Here is a 17,494-nt window from a genome sequence, read left to right as displayed (position 1 = left end):
AAAAGCCACAAGATAGACTATGAAAGGTGGGTCAATTTTATTGGCCAAAGGTGGGTCAAAATAAATGGCCATTGACACCAGCGCCTGATTCCGGTGGAGCTCAGCTCCAACACGCCATCTCCCGCCTGAGCATTCTTTGGGGTTGCGCGAACGGTGTACGTCGTTGCAGTGGCCGCCGTGATCGTAAGGTCATAATACTTTGCGTTTCCGTCACGAGGTACCTCATCGGGGAAGATACTGGGGGCTCCAGTATTCGGAGCGCCCGCCCCCAAGTATGTATTGTTGGCCGTATGGTGCCGTTCCATGGCGTTGGCAAGCCCCAACAACGCACCTTGGGCATCAGACCGCCGAGACCGTTCTACGTATTCCAAATAACTGGGATACGCGATTGCAGCGAGTATTCCTACTACGGCAACCACGATCATCAGTTCGATTAGTGAAAACCCCGAACTTCTTTTATTCATTGCGCTCAACATCTACTCCTCGTACCAATAGGTCTCTACCACACCCGTCACGGTATCCACTGGGCGACACTCAGCACCTACGCAAATGATGTCCTTACCGTCCACCCGCAGGCGCTGCGCATCTGGCGGCAAACCAACAGTGTCGAGCGTCACCTCTCTGTCAGTCGACGTCAGGTTGTCCCCATCCACATCGTCATAATTTACAACAGGCGTTCCATCCTTCACATAGACGTGATAAAGCCGCGCAGTCCCTGCCGACGGCAGGCAGGCATTATTGCTGGGCGTCGGCTCATAAGAGGTTATAAATGTCTGACCATTGATCGTCTGACTGGTGGACAAAATCTTTTCACCGTCGCGAGTCATTCGAATGAACCAGCCCTTTGCTTCGGCCAAATCATTTTGGGCTTGCGTACGTTGAGCATCGTTACCCTGACCTATCACGTTGTCAGTCGTGTCGAACAGATCCGTTTCAGTAACCTTTACGCCCGAGTAATCGATCTCGCCATCGGCATTTTCGGGCGGCTCAGTCACGTCTGCGATGCGGACCATATAGATCCGGTCATCGATAATCGTGTTGAGCGGGTGAGCCTGCCAGCCCGAGCCAATAACCATCCCGAGACTGCGGTTTGCCCCAAACTGCAGCCCAAAAAGATCAGGTGTATGGTAGAAACGACGGTTGGTCTGTGCGGTATCTCCGGCAAACTCAGCAATCACACCTGCGGTCACGAGATCGGAAGTTTTCTCGCCGTTGAACATGTCGAACCGCCAAATCTGGCCGCCCATGTCGCCGACATAGACTTGGTCCACCAAGCCGTCACCGTTCAAATCCAGTGCTCTTGGCGATGCCGGGATGCTGTACTCCATATCAGCCAATTCGAGGTCAGCGCCACTTCCTGACGGTCCTGCCCACCACAACCTCTGGCCGTTGTTTGCGTCCACAATGAACAGAGCACGACCTATCGAGTCCGCTTCCCGGATTGTCAGCTCATCCTGCTGGGCATCGTAACCACCGGAGAAGATCAGCACCTCTTTGACAGAGTTCTGGACTTTGATCTTGGTTTTCACCGGCTTCGACCAAGTCTCACCAAGCTCCACAAAGTTACCCTGACCACCAGTAATACTCCAAAGCATCTGAGGCGATGTGCGGGTCGTTACATCCAGCGCGTAATAATTTCGGCCGCCGCGGCGCATGCCAGAGTAGATATAAAGGTGATCCCCATCATCTGCACTGATTGCACCGTCATTATTATCATCGTACTGCCAGCTGATGATGGAACCATCCATGCCATACACATGGTCAGTGACACTGCCGCTGTTCACCATCAAGGTTTGCTGATTATCCAGCAGACTTCCAGGCATGAATGAAAAATAGGTTTCGCCTGAATTACCATCGATAGCATGGATAAATCCTTGGTTATCCCCGAAGAAAACAGTGGTATCCGGAGTTTCTGAGTCTCCGCCATAAATGACCAGATGAGGAACCGAGTGCAGAGGGTCCGCAATGTACTTACGCGCATCGGTTGTCAACCCGTCATTATCGTCATCATCGACATCGAGGCCCCTTGTCCAATTTATGAGTTTTTCATGCAACTCATCGGACATATCCGCGTCGCCAAACATCGCTTTTGACAGATTTGCTTTATTAGCCACCGAAACTGAGTTAGCAGCCAGGGTCAGATCGTTCGATGAACCAGCGTAGTGCGTATACACTTTCCGGTTTGCATTCAGATCAGCCTGCTGTGACGCTGCACCACCCTTGGCGACAGCCGGGCCGTCTGCCTCAGGGCTCCACCAACTCTGAGCGTCGGTCTTGAAGAAGCCGGTAGTATCGTTAACCGCTTCGCTGCCGGTGCTGTCATAAATCTTGCCATCTGAACCCAACCGGTAGCGCTTAAGGTTGCCATTCCACTGTGGCGAGACATCCGGCTGAAATACAGAGAAGTACAGGGAGTCCAGGTGGTTCAGACGGTTGAAGGTATTCACAGCAACCCCCGGTGCGACAAACGTAGTATTTACCGCGAGTACCGAACGCACGATATCCGAGAATGCTTCCTGCAATGATTCCGAGTCGTTCGCAGTGTAATACGCGCCACCGCCCTTGACAGCCGCATCGGATAGAAGCTCCTGATCCGTTTCAAATCCAACTGTGTAGGTATTTACTATCTGAGTACCAGACATTCCCGAGAGAAGGTCATTCTCATTCATGTACTCAGCGACCTCATCAAGACAGTTCCCCGAGCAGTTGCCTACCACACCCTCCATAGTCGCGTTATTGTTGGAATCCAAGGTAGGCTCACCATCCGTCAACATAATGACGTTGTTCGACTGGCATTGGTATTCTACCGGCGAAATATAGTTATCTGAGCCGTCGACGGTATCATCCTCTGGATTTCGATCAAGGAACGGAGCGCCGCCGGAAAAGTAACGCATGGCGCCAAACAGCGTTTCTGATAATGGGGTATTGGTGTCGGGCGACAGGTCATCGATTGCAGACTTGAACTGATCTCTGTTGTCTTTGATGTCACCGACGGGGAGGATAACGTGGCCGCCCTCACCAGTCGTGTAACCGCACCCCTGATTAGTGCAGATATATTGGTCAAAATCCGTATTAAACGCCATCAGACCGATATTCACGCCACTCATACTGTCCGCGAGGTTTTTCGCCACCTCTTTTACGATGCTCATGCGTGAGCGCTCTTCTGCTACCCGGTGATCGAAATACCAATTCAGGTAATTTGCAGAATAGATATCCGCCCCGCGATAGTTTCGCCACTTGATTTTTTTCTGGTCGTCGTCCGCCTCGCAGTCTGTGGGTGAATTGTTGATATCCACATTGCGAAGCTGATTCCAGTCCCGCTGGAAGAAGTAAGCCATCTTATAATCCAGCAACCATCCAGAACCGTTCAGACGGGGCAGCACATCGCTGCAGGTCAAGACAGACTTTCTGATGGAGTGCAGTCCCCAACCCGCGTTGTAATAGATGAAATCCTCATCATAATCGCCGCTGTAATTCTCCGAAGAATTGTATTCGGAGGTGGTTGACACCATCGATGTCATACTTCCGGAGTTATCCATGACAAAGAGAATGTTCGGCCTGATTGTTGTTTCACTGGTATTAAAGAAGATCTCGGTATCGTCAGCCGCCACCGAAGAGGCCAGTCCCAGGGTCAGAAAAAACGCACCTGCTGCGGATATAAAACGATTAGTTCGCATTCTGACGCTCCTTTACAACTTTTCGAAACTCGACGGAGGTGGCCATCCCGCTATTCACGCGAACGCCGACAAACGCAGGAGCTCCGTTCATACTGTCACTGCCAGCAGCCGATAGCTGTTGCCCTTCAAACATGACACGCACATTTCGTTCAGGTAAAAAGGATCGTCTCTCACAACCCTCGCATACGCCAGTAACAACCTGAACGACTTCTCCCGCAGAGTTGGTGACCACTGAAACTCCGCCACTTTCCACGACATTTATGGTCGGCCTCATCTCCGATTTATCAATGAGGCGCTCTGCAAATGCCCCTGGACTGGCAGCAAGAATGAAAAGCGCAAGGATACGAATCGCAAACTGATGAATGCTCTTTGGTACGGTCATAACTCCTCCCGGCGACTCAGCTAACGCTGACCTGCCCAATGGTTTAGTAATACTCGATGCCCTTAAAAACAGTGCGCGAAGCGCCGCTTCCGGAAATTTCCGAGGAACCGCTGAGCTCATAGCGGTAACCTTTCAACAGTGTTGTGCTCTCATTTGCGTCCATTGAGCTGCCGCTGCTAATGATGATTTCACCCAGATACCGAGCGGTGTATTCCGAAGAGACGTCTGCGCCACCGATAGTAAAAGCGGTCGTGGTGCTCATGGAATCCGCGGAAACCATTGATTGTTGGAGCATACTGAGGTCACCGCTCATAAGCTGTTGCAGCAAAGCGCCTGCCGCGCTCTCTGCAGCCTGAAACGCCCGGTTCGAGTGCTGCGCGTTCGCTGCCATCCGTTCCTGCATCATCGAACTGTTCATACCCGCCACGCCCAGTAGCGTCAGGACCAGCAGGACAATCAGACTGACCACTAGAACCGCTCCGGTCTGACTTCCCGGTAAAACCGCCTTGTTTTTCAACGCTGTCATCGGCACGCCTCCAATTAATTACGGTTCCGAATATTGATCGTAGACTCAAACGTACGGCGGATTCGGCTATCCACAGGATGAAAAACCGTTGCTCCTGCAGTGCCTGCGGGAGCAACGGTCTCCCCCGGCAGGTTATAGCTGAGCTGATCCGTGCCATCCTGCACACTCTCAGGACTGCTGATCAAAAAACCCAACTTTACCGCCACCACTCGGGCCATATCCAAACCGGCCGTGTCTGCCGGCACGTAACGAATGTTGTCACTGGCCAACCGCTCCCCGTAGAGGACCTGCATACTTTCGATACCCTCCACCAGCTCGTCAACAGTGAAGGAACCCCCGGCATTGGTTTCCCGCTGGCGATAGAGAGCAAACACGGCATTGCCGCGGGCATCATCGCGGCCGGTGTCTGCCACGAAATACGCTGTTGAGCTGAAGCGCATAATACGGGCAGTGTCGTTGTAGGCTTGGCTAAGACGATTTCCTGAGTTTACATTGTTGGCATGAGCCCACGTCCCACTCTCCGGATTACTGGAAATTCGAAACAAGTCAGCGTTTTCACAGTCAGAGATCAGCACGATGTCGTTCTGATCAAATAACGCCAACTGACCGGCGACCTGAATATTTGCGTTGGTCGCTGTCATGTTACCAGTAAGGCTGATTGGAACGATTTCGCCCCTTTGAATCGAAATGACATCGCTACCGAGCACAGCATTGCCTTCAATGCTCTCATCATCGAACTCGGTGCCATCCGCCCAGGTTCCGCTGTTGACCTCCCAGCCCCGCAGAGAGGTCTGAAAAAAGTCTGCAGTCGGTGGATTGTTCGCAATGATTGTCATGGAAATGCTGTTCGGATCAGCGCACCCCTGAAAGCCGGACATCCTCACATCTCTGGCAATGATTTCGGTCGCAATCCGACCGGCTTCCTGGATGCGCGCCAACGAATTGCTTAGTCGAGAAGTCTGACTGGAGTCGAGATAAATGGTTGTAACACCAATGATCAGAGTCGCGCTGAGCGCGAGCGAGATCATAAGCTCTATCAATGACAACCCTGCGGCTCTCATGGAAGGGAGATTGGGCTGACGGTTTGGGGACATCTCGGTCTGTTCCATCTTCAATTCCTACAAACTGAATTCAACTGCAAACTGCTGAAGGTCGCTTACGCGAGCATCGCTTTCTTCATCCCACAGTGTTTCCTGCCAGCCAACCGTAATCGTGAAAAGATTACCTCCACCTCGGGTAATGGAACCCTCCCCGTCAGGCAGAAGGGCTGTGCCGCCAACGCCCTGAATCTCCCGCGTCCATTCCGCGAGGTCTTGATTAACCTGGTCAGCAGCGGAACATCCGGCGGCATTGGTGACGCATGCGGGCAAATTCGTGAAGCCGCCTTCTCCCGAGGTGGAATATCCATCATAATCGCCAGCGATGGCGCGGTCCCGGTTAATTCTGATGCGGTCCGACATGTCATAAGCGAGGATACTGGCCTGGGTGCGCAGATAGGCGCTCTGGTTATTTTTAAGACCATCCATCATCAAGCCGGCGAGACCTAGTAACCCAATCGCCAGAATGATCATGGTGACCAGTATTTCGATTAGGGTGATCCCCGCTTGCTTATTCTCAGGGCTACGGACAGGTAACATCGTTGCCACCTCCATGCAGATTAACGGTTCCGCTATTGTTTTCGTCACGCGCGAGACGCGTTTGGCCTGAAACCATAACCACCACTCCGCGAGCGAACTCATCATCCCGGCTATCACACACCACCAGGGAACCATCCACGGCGCCCAGGGCGCCCGGGGAAACCGGCTGCCCACTGCCGTCAAACTGAATAAAAGCATTGCCACCAAATCCGGCAATCCGGAAGGTATTTCCACCCGCCAGCGGCTCACCTACCCTGAGCACCCTGTCACCATCGCCTGCGTCTAACGTCTGGTCACCGTCCACGTCCAGCATGGCGATCCAACCAGACTCCCATGCGGCCCCACCAGCACAGCTGGAACCGTCGTTGGACGGGCATAAAGTGACACGTGCATCGGGGCGCTTGGAGGCTTCGCTCCTGGCGAAGCTGACAAGACTGGTTATTTCGTTTGCTTGAGAGGAAATCCTGTTATTCATAATCATTGTTTGAAAAGACGGGATCGCGAATGTCACCACTACGGCAAGCACTGCAATCGTCAACATCAATTCAATGACCGTAAAGCCGTTGTTTCTTTTCGTAGCAGTCATAACCAACATTCCAATTCCAACTGTTACTGAGATTAAAAAAATTCAATGCGGGTGGATACGGATGGGCGATAAGCGGTGGGAAATTACCGATGACCGGCAATGAAAGCGGTTAAAACGTGCTTTTAATCACACTGGATTACGAACTATAAACCGATACCGAACGAATCCAGTGGATAACTGAACCTAGGAAACCTCAACCACATCAATCCGAAGCTCCTTCGGCATCGAGAACACAATGTTCTCCTCGCGCCCCGGGATTTCTTCGGGCACGTCACCGCCGAGCTCTTTCAGGCGGGAAATCACATCATTCACCAGCACTTCCGGAGCCGAGGCGCCGGCGGTCACGCCGACTATCTTCCTGCCCTCAAGCCAGGCGGGGTCAATCTGTGCGGCCTCGTCGATCAGATAGGCGGGGGTGCCCATGCGTTCGGCCAGTTCCCGCAGGCGGTTGGAGTTGGAGCTGTTGGGAGAGCCGACCACCAACATCAGGTCGCAGTCGCCGGCGAGCTGCTTGACCGCGTCCTGGCGGTTCTGGGTGGCGTAGCAGATGTCGTCTTTTCTGGGACCCTGGATTTCCGGGAACTTGGCACGGAGGGCATCGATCACCCGTGCGGTATCGTCCATGGACAGGGTGGTCTGGGTGACGTAGGACAGCTTGGCCGGGTCGTTTACCTGCAGGTTGGCGACGTCTTCCTCGTTCTCCACCAGGTAGATTTCGCCGCCATTACTGTGATCGTACTGCCCCATGGTGCCTTCTACTTCCGGGTGGCCATGATGACCGATAAGGATGCACTCGCGACCCTCACGGCTGTAGCGCATCACTTCCATGTGCACTTTGGTGACCAGTGGGCAGGTGGCGTCAAACACTTTCAGCCCGCGACGGGCCGCCTCGTTCTGCACCGCCTGGGAAACGCCATGGGCGCTGAAGATCACCAGTGTGTCGTCCGGCACTTCATGCAGCTCGTCCACGAACACCGCACCGCGATTGCGCAGGTTGTCCACCACGAATTTGTTGTGCACCACCTCGTGTCGCACGTAGATGGGCGCACCGAACACATCCAGCGCCCGGTTTACAATTTCGATGGCACGATCAACGCCGGCACAAAAGCCGCGGGGATTGGCGAGTCGGATCTGCATATCAGCCTGCTGCTCTGGTTAGTGGGCCGGTCCGACCGGCTCCACGTCAATGATTTCCACTTCAAAGGTCAGTGTACGCCCTGCCAGCGGATGGTTGAAGTCCACTTCCACCTCGTCGCCCTCGACACGGCTGACCACCCCCGGCAACTCCTGCTGGCGCGCGTCGGCAAAGGAGATCATCACCCCGGGCTCGAGCACCATGTCTGCACTGAACTCATGGCGCTTGTAGGTTTGCAGGTTGTTGGGGTTGTGCTGGCCAAAGGCTTTCTCCGGCGGCACTTCCACAGTTTTGTGTTCACCGGCGGTCATACCCATCAGGTACGCCTCGAAGTTCTCTGGCAGATTTTCGTCGCCAATTTCCAGGGTCGCCGGGGCCTTGTCGAACGTGGAATCCACCACTTCGCCATCCTGGAATTTCAGAGCGAAGTTCAGGGTCACGCGGGTGCCCTTGTCTACCGGAAGGTTTTTCATCAGTGTTGGTCACTCCCGTCCGCAACGCCCTCGGCGGGCTTGCGGAACATGTCGAGAATCATCATGCCGGCACCGATGGTGATGGCGGTGTCGGCCAGGTTGAAGGCGGGGAAATGCCAGTCGTTCCAGTAAAAATGCAGAAAATCGACCACATAACCATGCACCACCCGGTCATACACGTTACCGAGCGCGCCGCCGAGAATGAGTACGATGGCAATCGCCGTCCAGGTTTCATTGCGCTTGAGGCTTTTCAGCCAAATCACCAGAGCCACGCTGACACCAATCGCCAGCACCACGAAGAACCAGCGTTGCCAACCGGCGGCACCGGCCAGAAAGCTGAACGCCGCGCCGGTGTTGTGCAGCAGGGTCAGGTTAAAACTGGGCATCACCGCCACCGGGCTGGCGTAGGTCAGCATGGCGGTGGCCGTGGCCTTGGTGCCGAGGTCGAGGGCGATGACCAGCACCGCCAGCCACAACCACTTCATCTTGGAACCGCTGGCGTCGTCCGTCATGACCGCGTCCATCAGGCGAACGAGCGGGCTTCGCCCGTGCCTTCGACGTTGGTCACACAGCGGCCGCAGAGATCCGCGTGGGCGGCGTGCTGGCCGACATCCTCACGGTGGTGCCAGCAGCGTTCACATTTGGCATGGGCAGCCGGAGTCACTTTCACCAGCAGCCCCTCGTAGGCCGTGTGTTCAGCGTCGCCCGCTTCCGCCACCGGTCTGACCGTGGCCTCGGAGGTAATCAGCACGAACCGCAGCTCGTCACCCAGGTGCTTCAGAGCCGCCGCCAGATCGCCCTCACAATACAATGTGACCTCGGCGCTCAGGGAGCCTTTGATCTCGCCACGCGCCCGCGCCTCTTCCAGGCGCTTGTTGACGGCTTCCTTGACGCTGTAAATCTCGCGCCAGTAATCCCGCCCCAGTTCAGCGTTGTCTGGCAGCGCGGTCAGGCCGTCGTACCAGGTTTCGTAGAACACGGTGTCACCGCGCTTGCCCGGCAGCGTCTGCCAGATCTCGTCGGCGGTAAAGCTGAGAATCGGTGCAATCCAGCGCACCAGCGCCTCAGCCACATGGTACAACGCGGTCTGGCAGGAGCGCCGCGCCAGGCTGTCGGCCTGGGTGGTGTACTGGCGATCCTTGATGATGTCGAGGTAGAAGCCGCCCAATGTGGCCTCACAGAAGCTGTACACCTTCTGGTAAATCCGCAGGAACGCGTAGTTCTGGTAGTCCTCGTTGAGCTCGTTCTGTAATTGCAGGGCGCGGTCCACCATCCAGCGGTCGAGGGCGATCATGTCGTCCGGCGCCACCATGTGCTGATCCGGCTCGAACCCGGTCAGGTTGCTGAGCAGGAAACGGGCGGTGTTACGGATACGGCGGTAGCCGTCTGCGGTCTGGCGCAGGATGTCCTTGGACACGGTCATCTCGCCGCTGTAGTCCGTCGCCGATACCCACAACCGCAGAATGTCGGCACCCAGCTCGTTCATCACTTCCTGGGGCGCGATCACGTTGCCCATGGATTTGGACATCTTGTGGCCCTTGCCATCTACCGTGAAACCATGGGTCAGCACCTGCTTGTAGGGCGCCACGCCGTTCATGGCGATGGAGGTTTTCAGGGAAGACTGGAACCAGCCGCGGTGCTGATCAGAACCTTCCAGGTACATGTCCGCCGGGAACTGCCCCAGTTCAGCGCGCGGGCGCAAAACCGAATCGTGGGTGACGCCGGAGTCGAACCACACATCGAGCGTGTCCGTCACTTTCTCGTAGTGCTCGGCATCGTCCCCAAGCAGCGCGCTGGCGTCCAGGTCGTACCAGGCATCAATGCCAAGGGACTCGATCTCTCTGGCGACGTCCTCGATCAGGCTCTGGGTGTCCGGGTGAAGCTCCTGGGTTTCCTTGTGGATAAACAGGGTGATTGGCACCCCCCAGGTGCGCTGGCGCGAGATACACCAGTCCGGGGACTGCTGGAACATGGCTTCAATGCGGTTCTGCCCCCAGGCAGGAACCCAGCGCACACCCTTGATGGCTTCCAGCGCGTCGGCACGCAGGTGTTCTTTTTCCATGCTGATGAACCACTGCGGGGTCGCCCGGTATATCAGCGGGGTCTTGGTACGCCAGCAGTGAGGATAGCTGTGGAGGAATTTCTCGGAGAACACCAGTTTGCCCTCCCGACCCAGCGCTCCGCACACCGGCTCATCGGCCTTGTACACATGTACACCGGCGAACTCGCCGGCGGCACTGGTGTAGGTGCCATCCGCCTGCACCAGATTGATGGTGCCAATGCCGTAGGCCTTGCCCACTTCAAAGTCTTCCATACCGTGGTCTGGTGCGGTATGGACCGCGCCGGTACCGGCATCCGTAGACACATGATCGCCCAGAATTACGGGCACCTGCTTGTCGAACACCGGGTGCTTGAGCATCAGATTCTCGAGCGCAGAACCGGAACAGGACGCCAGCACTTCAAAGGCATCAACGGACCAGCGTGCCATGATGCCCTCCACCATGTCAGCGGCAAGAATCATGCGCTCTGGTCCATGACCGGCGTTGACCTGAACCAGCGCATAGTCCAGCTCGGCATTCAATGACACAGCCTGGTTGGCGGGGATGGTCCAGGGCGTGGTCGTCCAGATCACCACCGCCACGTCACCCTCACCCTTGTCAGTGCCAAACGCGGACAAGGCCCTCGCCTGGTCCACTGCGGTAAAGCGCACATCGATCTGGGTCGAGGTCTTGTCCTGATACTCCACTTCCGCTTCGGCCAAGGCAGACTGCCCGACCACACTCCAGTACACCGGCTTGTAACCGCGCACCAGATGCCCCTTGGCGACGATCTTGCCGAGGGCGCGAACGATGCCGGCTTCTACTTTCGGGTCCATGGTCAGGTAGGGCTTATCCCACTGCCCCATGACGCCGAGGCGGATAAAATCGGCCTTTTGCCCGGCAATCTGCTTGGTGGCGTAATCGCGACAGGCCTGGCGGAAGGTTTTGTAGTCCACCTTGACCCCGGCCTTGCCAATTTCCTGCTCCACCTTGTGTTCAATGGGCAGGCCATGACAATCCCAGCCCGGCACATAGGGCGCGTCATAGCCCATGAAACCGCGGGACTTGACGATCATGTCCTTGAGAATCTTGTTGACCGCGTGACCAATGTGAATGCTGCCGTTGGCGTAGGGAGGGCCGTCATGCAGAATGAACTTTTCCCGACCCTCACGCTGCTTGCGCAGATTGCCGTATACATCCAGATCCTGCCAGCGCTTGAGCATATCCGGCTCGCGCTTGGCCAGGTTACCGCGCATGGGGAACGCGGTGTCAGGCAGATTCAGAGTGTGCTTGTAGTCGCTCATGGTCTGTGTGCGTGCTCTTGTCGGTCGGTTGTCATCAGAAAAATAGGGCCGGACTGCGCCGGTTACGCCTGTTGTTCGCTGGCGGCGGAGCCATGTTCGGCAATCCACGCCCGGGCGCGGTCAAAATCGCGAGCGATCTGCGCCTTGAGTTCGTCCACGGAGTCGAAACGAACCTCCTCCCGCACGCCGTGGCGGAACACCACCTCCAGAGTCTGGCCGTAAAGTGTGCCAGCAAAATCGAAGAGGTGCACTTCAAGGGAGGGCTGTTTGCCATCCACCGTTGGCCGCACGCCAATGTTGGCGACGCCGTCCCGGATCGAGCCGTCCTGTAATCTCGCGCTGACCACGAAAACTCCCTGCAAGGCGGGCATTTGTCGCAGCAGGATATTTGCAGTCGGGGCGCCGATCTCACGGCCCAGCTGGCGGCCATACACCACGCGCCCGCGAATCCGGTAAGGATGGCCCAGCAGTTTCTCGGCCGCTTCCAGGCCATTCACGTTGAGCAACTCCCGAATCCGGGTGCTGCTCACCCGCTCTCCGGCCACCGAGACTGTGCGGGTATTCTCGACAGAGAATCCGCGGGCAGCCCCGACGTCTTGCAGCAGGGTAAAATCGCCGGCCCGGTCACAGCCAAAACGGAAATCATCGCCGACCACCAGGTGGCGCACGGCCAGCCCATCAATCAGGACGTCCTCAATGAACCCCATGCCGGAATAGCTGCGAAAACGCTCGTCAAAGCGCAGGCACAGCACCATATCAATGCCCTCGGACATCAGGGTTTCAAACTTCTGGCGGAACGCCATCAATCGCGGCGGCGCCTCGCGGCCCTGGAAAAACTCCCGGGGCTGAGGTTCGAAAATCATCACCACCGAGGGCACGTTCAGCGCCCGGGCCTTTTCCTTGACCTGCTCAAGAATGGTTTTGTGGCCCAAGTGCACGCCATCAAAATTGCCGATGGTCGCAACACAGCCATGGGCCAGTGGCGACGCCTCTTGCAGGGACAGAATTTTCAGGTTGGTCAGACCCCGGATCAGACGCATGTAATGCGAACCTTCAATTGCCAGCGTTGCAGTCAGCCGATTCCCGGTCACCAATGGGAGCCCGGGAATCGCTGGTGAGAAAACGCGCGATTATAACCTACCTGTGGCGGAAATGTCTTACCCGCACGCCGGCCAACGCCAGCGCAATGAAGTAAACCGCCACACCGGCGGCGACCAGGATGCCCATATCGGCTGCCCGCTGCATCCCAGGTGCCGCCAGCCAGTCACTGACCGGGGCGCGAAGGTAGAGCACCACCGCCGCCAGCGCTAGGTTGGCAAACGCCAGTTGCAGCAGAAAACGGGGCCAGCCGGACTGACTTTTCCAGGCGCCCTCTTTTCTGAGCCCCCACCAGAGCAGCAACCCGTTCAACCAGGCCGACAGCGAGGTGGCCAGCGCCAGCCCGGCGTGGGCGAGCGGCACAATCAACGCCAGGTTCATCGCCATGTTCGCTACCATGGCGATGATACCGATCTTGACCGGGGTTTTGGTGTCTTCGCGGGCAAAGAACCCCGGCGCCAGCACCTTGATCAGCATGAACGCCAGCAGCCCGGCGGAGTAAGCCCGCAGACTCTGGGCCGACATGGCTACGTCCCGATCCGTCACCTCGCCATAATGAAACAGCGTGGCAATCAGCGGCTCGGCCAGCAGCGCCAGCGCCACCACCGCCGGCAGACCGATCAGCAACACTGCCCTCACCGCCCAGTCCAGCGTGGCCGCAAACTGGTCCGCCGACGCCGCCGCGTGCTTGCGGGACAGGCTCGGCAGAATCACCGTCGCAATGGCAATGCCGAACACCCCCAGGGGCAACTCGGAAAGGCGGTCAGAATAATACAGCCAGGACACACTGCCGGTTTGCAGGAACGAGGCCAGCACCGTATCCAGCAACAGGTTGATCTGACTCACCGACACCCCGAACAACGCCGGCGCCATCAGCTTGAGGATGCGGCTGACCCCTTCGTGACGGTAATCCACCCGTGGCCGCGGCAACAGACCAAGCCGCATCAGAAACGGCAACTGGAAAAACAGCTGCAGGGCGCCGGCAATGAACACCCCCCAGGCCAGCGCCATTACCGGCGCTTCCATCAGCGGAGTGAGGAAGATGGCCGCGCCGATCATCGCCAGATTCAGCAGCACCGGCGTAAAAGCAGGGATGGCGAACCGATCGTAGCTGTTGAGAATGCCACCGGCGAAGGCGGTCAGGGAGATCAGCAGCAGATAGGGAAAGGTGATCCTCAACATGTCGCTGGCCAACCCGAACTTGTACTCGTCATCCAGGAAGCCCGGCGCGAACACCGCAGTCAGCAGCGGCGCACCCAGCATCGCCACAATGGTTACCCCCAGCAGCACCAGGCCGAGGGAACCAGACACAGCGTTAACCAGACGCCGAACTTCCGCGATGTCCTCGTTTTGCCGATAGGAGGACAGCACTGGCACGAAGGCCTGGGAAAAAGCCCCTTCGGCAAACAGACGGCGGAGAAAATTGGGAATCTTGAACGCGACGAAAAAGGCGTCCGCCCCGGCGCCCGCGCCAAAATAACGGGCAATTACCATATCGCGAACCAACCCCAACACCCGGGACAGCATGGTCATGATACCCACCACGCCAGACGAGCGAAGCAGCCCGGGCGCTTTAGGGGGCAGGGGCTGTGGTGACGGATCTTCTGCTTGGGATGACATTCGGGCCCTGACATCGGAAATGGCTGAATCGGATGGCGGCAGCTTGTGAGTGTGCTGATATCTCGGTAAATACCTGCGCACTCCGGGACACTGCTGTTCGCTGCGGAGCGAGTTTAGCACAGCCCTTGCGTACCGCGGGATGAAATGGGTTTAAGCCTTGACATTTAAACCCATCGGCGGCATAGTTCCGCGTCATTTATTTCGACGCGCTGGTTTTGGCGCGCCCGCGAATTTTCGAATCAATTACAGATTTTCAGGAGTTACACGGTGGCAAATTCCCCGCAAGCCAAGAAGCGCGCACGTCAGAACGAGAAGAACCGCAAGCACAATGCCAGCCTGCGTTCTATGGCGCGTACGTACATGAAAAAAGTTCAGGCCACGATCGAAGCCGGCAACTACGAAGAAGCCCAGGCGGCTTTCCAGAAGTTCCAGCCGATCATGGACGGCATGGTCAACAAGGGCATTTTTGCCAAGAACAAGGTTGCTCGCCACAAGAGCCGCCTGAGCAGCAAGATCAAGGCCCTGAAGAGCGCGTAAGCGGTTTTACTTCAGCGTCAAAATAACCGGCTCGCGAGCCGGTTATTTTGTGCCTGTCAGACGATCACCATGTTGTCCCGGTGAATCATCTCTTCGCCGGAGACGTACCCCAGCACGTCCAGAATACGATCGCTTGACCGGCCCGCAATCGCCCGAGCCTCATCGGCGCCGTAGTTGACCAGTCCCCGCGCTATCTCCTTGCCAGCGCCATCCACGCACGAGACCATCTCGCCGCGGCGGAACTGACCGGCCACGCTCTTGACCCCGACGGGTAACAGGCTGCGGCCACCAAGACACAGCACCCGAACCGCACCATCATCCAGGGTCAGCTTGCCCCGGGTCTGCAGATGGCTCGCCAACCACTGTTTACGGGCGGCGATCCGCCCCTGCTCAGGCAACAGCAGGGTGCCGATCACGTCACCGGCACGCAAGCGGGTAATCGCGTGCTCGATCCGGCCACCCACAATCACCGTGAAAGCCCCGGACCGCGCCGCCAGCCGCGCGGCGCGCACCTTCGTCTGCATACCACCACGCCCCAGCGCCCCGGCTCCGCCACCGGCCATGGCATCCAGCTCGTGGTCGCCCGCCTTGCGTTCGGTCACCAGCCGGGCATCCGCGTGCTTGCGCGGGTCCTTGTCAAACAGCCCTAACTGATCGGTCAGAATGATCAACCCGTCTGCCTCGATCAGGTTGGCCACCAGCGCTCCCAGGGTGTCGTTATCGCCAAAACGGATTTCGTCGGTCACTACCGTGTCATTCTCATTGACGATCGGCACCACCCCGAAATCCAGCAGCGCCCGCAGCGTGCTACGGCCGTTGAGGTACCGTTTGCGGTCAGAGAGGTCGTCATGGGTCAGCAGGATCTGGGCGGCATGAATGTCGTGACGCTTGAACTGGGCTTCCCAGGTCTGCACCAACCCCATCTGACCAACAGCCGCAGCAGCCTGAAGCTCATGAAGCTGTTGCGGCCGGGTTTTCCAGCCTAGCCGGCTCATCCCCTCAGCCACCGATCCTGAGGACACGATCACCACTTCCACGCCCGCCTCAATCAACTCGACGATCTGGTCCACCCAAAGCCCAAGGGCGGCGACATCCAGACCCTTGCCGTCGTTGGTCAGCAGGGCACTGCCTATTTTCACCACCAGACGGCGGGCCTGGCGTAACTGGGCGCGTTCACTCATGATCGGTCCGGATGCTCTCTGGGCTGTTGTGAGATTATTCGGGGGCGTACACCACTTCGACGTCGTAATCGTCGTCGTCAAAGTCGTCATCATCGTCGTCTTCACGGGCGGCCCGACGGGCCTGACGCTCCGCCTCGATGCGGGCGCGCGCCTCTTCGTCCATCTGGCGTCGGCGAGCGGCCTCGCGCTCGGCGAATTCCGGGTTCTGCGCCTCTTCCTCCGCCTGCTCTTCGATCCAGCGCATGACCGCCTGGGTCAGCGGCTTGGTGCCCTCGCCACTCAACGCCGAGATGCGGAACACTGGACCCTTCCAGTCAAGCTCATCCACGATGGCCTGACAGTGAGCGTCACGGTCTGCTTCCGCCACCATGTCCACTTTGTTCAACACCAGCCAGCGCTCACGATTGGCCAGTGTCTCACTGAACTTCTCCAGCTCGTGGGCGATGGCGCGTACCGCCCCGGCCGGAGAGGAACCGTCGTAAGGCGCTACATCCACCAGGTGCAGCAACAGGCGCGTGCGCACCAGGTGCTTGAGAAAGCGGATCCCCAGGCCAGCACCTTCAGCGGCACCCTCTATCAGCCCGGGAATATCAGCAATCACGAAACTCTGGTGAGCCTGCACGCTGACCACGCCGAGATTAGGCACCAGCGTTGTGAACGGATAGTCCGCTACCTTGGGTCGCGCCGCCGACACCGACCGGATAAACGTGGATTTGCCCGCATTGGGCATGCCCAGCAGCCCCACGTCCGCCAGCACCTTGAGCTCCAGCCGCAGGTTTCTCAACTCACCCTCGGAACCTTTGCTGGTCTGGCGCGGAGCGCGGTTGACCGACGACTTGAAGCGGGTATTACCGAGGCCGTGGAAACCGCACTGGGCCACCTTAAGACGCTGGCCGGCATGGGTCAGATCGCCGAGCACTTCGTGGGTGTCCATATCGACAACCGTCGTGCCCACCGGCACCGGCAGGATGAGATCCTCGCCCTTGTTGCCGGTGCAGTTACGACCCGCGCCCGGCTCTCCATTCTGGGCCTTGTGCTTGCGCTGGAACCGATAGTCGATAAGGGTGTTCAGAGCGCTGTCCGCTTCCAGATACACCGAGCCGCCGTCACCACCATCGCCGCCGTCGGGACCGCCTCGGGGAACGTACTTTTCACGCCGGAAACTGAGGCAACCGTGACCGCCTTTGCCGGCTTCCACAATGATGGTGGCTTCGTCTACGAATTTCATGGATCAACCCTTTGCGCCGTGCGCATAAACTAAAAAGCCCCGCAGCCTCTAGGAAGCTTTGCGGGGCTCCG

Annotated in this window: 16 protein-coding genes; 1 reads left to right on the top strand and 15 read right to left on the bottom strand. The window is 57.7% G+C overall.

Features of this window, described 5'->3' with window-relative positions; translation table 11 throughout:
* Nucleotides 1-17: 17 nt before the first annotated feature.
* The 13 genes from MLC70_RS11235 to murJ form a co-directional block, all read right to left on the bottom strand.
* The gene (locus MLC70_RS11235) at nucleotides 18-464 is read right to left on the bottom strand and encodes a type IV pilin protein (protein WP_248183832.1); all 447 of its coding nucleotides are present in this window, start codon (nucleotides 462-464) and stop codon (nucleotides 18-20) included.
* Nucleotides 465-476: 12 nt separating this feature from the next.
* Entirely contained in the window at nucleotides 477-3,677 is a 3,201-nt protein-coding gene (locus MLC70_RS11230) for a pilus assembly protein (protein ID WP_248183818.1), read from the bottom strand.
* The gene (locus MLC70_RS11225; protein WP_248183816.1) at nucleotides 3,667-4,059 is read right to left on the bottom strand and encodes a hypothetical protein; all 393 of its coding nucleotides are present in this window, start codon (nucleotides 4,057-4,059) and stop codon (nucleotides 3,667-3,669) included. The genes MLC70_RS11230 and MLC70_RS11225 overlap by 11 nt, the downstream gene beginning before the upstream one ends.
* A gap of 43 nt (nucleotides 4,060-4,102) precedes the next feature.
* A complete protein-coding gene (locus MLC70_RS11220; RefSeq protein WP_248183814.1) occupies nucleotides 4,103-4,585 on the bottom strand; it encodes a pilus assembly PilX family protein in 483 nt (160 codons plus the stop codon).
* 14 nt (nucleotides 4,586-4,599) lie between these two features.
* Nucleotides 4,600-5,694, bottom strand: coding sequence for a PilW family protein (locus tag MLC70_RS11215; RefSeq protein WP_248183812.1), 1,095 nt, complete (start codon nucleotides 5,692-5,694; stop codon nucleotides 4,600-4,602).
* Nucleotides 5,695-5,703: 9 nt separating this feature from the next.
* Nucleotides 5,704-6,237 carry a type IV pilus modification protein PilV gene (gene pilV / locus MLC70_RS11210; protein ID WP_248183810.1) on the bottom strand — a complete coding sequence of 178 codons (534 nt, stop codon included), beginning with the start codon at nucleotides 6,235-6,237 and terminating at the stop codon, nucleotides 5,704-5,706.
* Complete coding sequence (locus MLC70_RS11205) at nucleotides 6,206-6,808, bottom strand: GspH/FimT family pseudopilin (RefSeq protein ID WP_248183807.1); 603 nt, start codon at nucleotides 6,806-6,808, stop codon at nucleotides 6,206-6,208. The genes pilV and MLC70_RS11205 overlap by 32 nt, the downstream gene beginning before the upstream one ends.
* 183 nt (nucleotides 6,809-6,991) lie before the next feature.
* Nucleotides 6,992-7,945, bottom strand: a complete 954-nt coding sequence (gene ispH, locus MLC70_RS11200; protein ID WP_248183806.1) for a 4-hydroxy-3-methylbut-2-enyl diphosphate reductase — start codon at nucleotides 7,943-7,945, stop codon at nucleotides 6,992-6,994.
* Between the two features lie 18 nt (nucleotides 7,946-7,963).
* The gene (locus MLC70_RS11195) at nucleotides 7,964-8,416 is read right to left on the bottom strand and encodes an FKBP-type peptidyl-prolyl cis-trans isomerase (RefSeq protein WP_248183804.1); all 453 of its coding nucleotides are present in this window, start codon (nucleotides 8,414-8,416) and stop codon (nucleotides 7,964-7,966) included.
* Complete coding sequence (gene lspA, locus MLC70_RS11190; protein WP_248183803.1) at nucleotides 8,416-8,940, bottom strand: signal peptidase II; 525 nt, start codon at nucleotides 8,938-8,940, stop codon at nucleotides 8,416-8,418. The genes MLC70_RS11195 and lspA overlap by 1 nt, the downstream gene beginning before the upstream one ends.
* Complete coding sequence (ileS, locus tag MLC70_RS11185) at nucleotides 8,940-11,759, bottom strand: isoleucine--tRNA ligase (protein ID WP_248183801.1); 2,820 nt, start codon at nucleotides 11,757-11,759, stop codon at nucleotides 8,940-8,942. The genes lspA and ileS overlap by 1 nt, the downstream gene beginning before the upstream one ends.
* A 62-nt stretch (nucleotides 11,760-11,821) precedes the next feature.
* On the bottom strand, nucleotides 11,822-12,799 hold the full coding sequence (gene ribF, locus MLC70_RS11180; protein ID WP_248183800.1) for a bifunctional riboflavin kinase/FAD synthetase: 978 nt from the start codon (nucleotides 12,797-12,799) through the stop codon (nucleotides 11,822-11,824).
* 97 nt (nucleotides 12,800-12,896) lie between these two features.
* On the bottom strand, nucleotides 12,897-14,477 hold the full coding sequence (murJ, locus tag MLC70_RS11175; RefSeq protein WP_248183799.1) for a murein biosynthesis integral membrane protein MurJ: 1,581 nt from the start codon (nucleotides 14,475-14,477) through the stop codon (nucleotides 12,897-12,899).
* Between the two features lie 267 nt (nucleotides 14,478-14,744).
* Between murJ and rpsT the strand changes: the two genes are divergently transcribed.
* Nucleotides 14,745-15,014 (top strand): 30S ribosomal protein S20, encoded by a 270-nt coding sequence (gene rpsT / locus MLC70_RS11170; RefSeq protein WP_248183798.1) that lies wholly within the window; start codon nucleotides 14,745-14,747, stop codon nucleotides 15,012-15,014.
* A 56-nt stretch (nucleotides 15,015-15,070) separates the two neighbouring features.
* Here the strand turns inward: rpsT and proB are convergent, their stop codons facing one another.
* Nucleotides 15,071-16,195, bottom strand: coding sequence for a glutamate 5-kinase (proB, locus tag MLC70_RS11165; RefSeq protein ID WP_248183796.1), 1,125 nt, complete (start codon nucleotides 16,193-16,195; stop codon nucleotides 15,071-15,073).
* Nucleotides 16,196-16,229: 34 nt separating this feature from the next.
* A complete protein-coding gene (cgtA, locus tag MLC70_RS11160; RefSeq protein WP_248183794.1) occupies nucleotides 16,230-17,423 on the bottom strand; it encodes an Obg family GTPase CgtA in 1,194 nt (397 codons plus the stop codon).
* Between the last annotated feature and the right edge of the window lie 71 nt (nucleotides 17,424-17,494).

The sequence above is a fragment of the Marinobacter goseongensis genome (genome assembly GCF_023156235.1).
Classification (GTDB): Bacteria; Pseudomonadota; Gammaproteobacteria; order Pseudomonadales; family Oleiphilaceae; genus Marinobacter; species Marinobacter goseongensis.
This window is presented reverse-complemented; position numbering and strand designations above follow the sequence as displayed.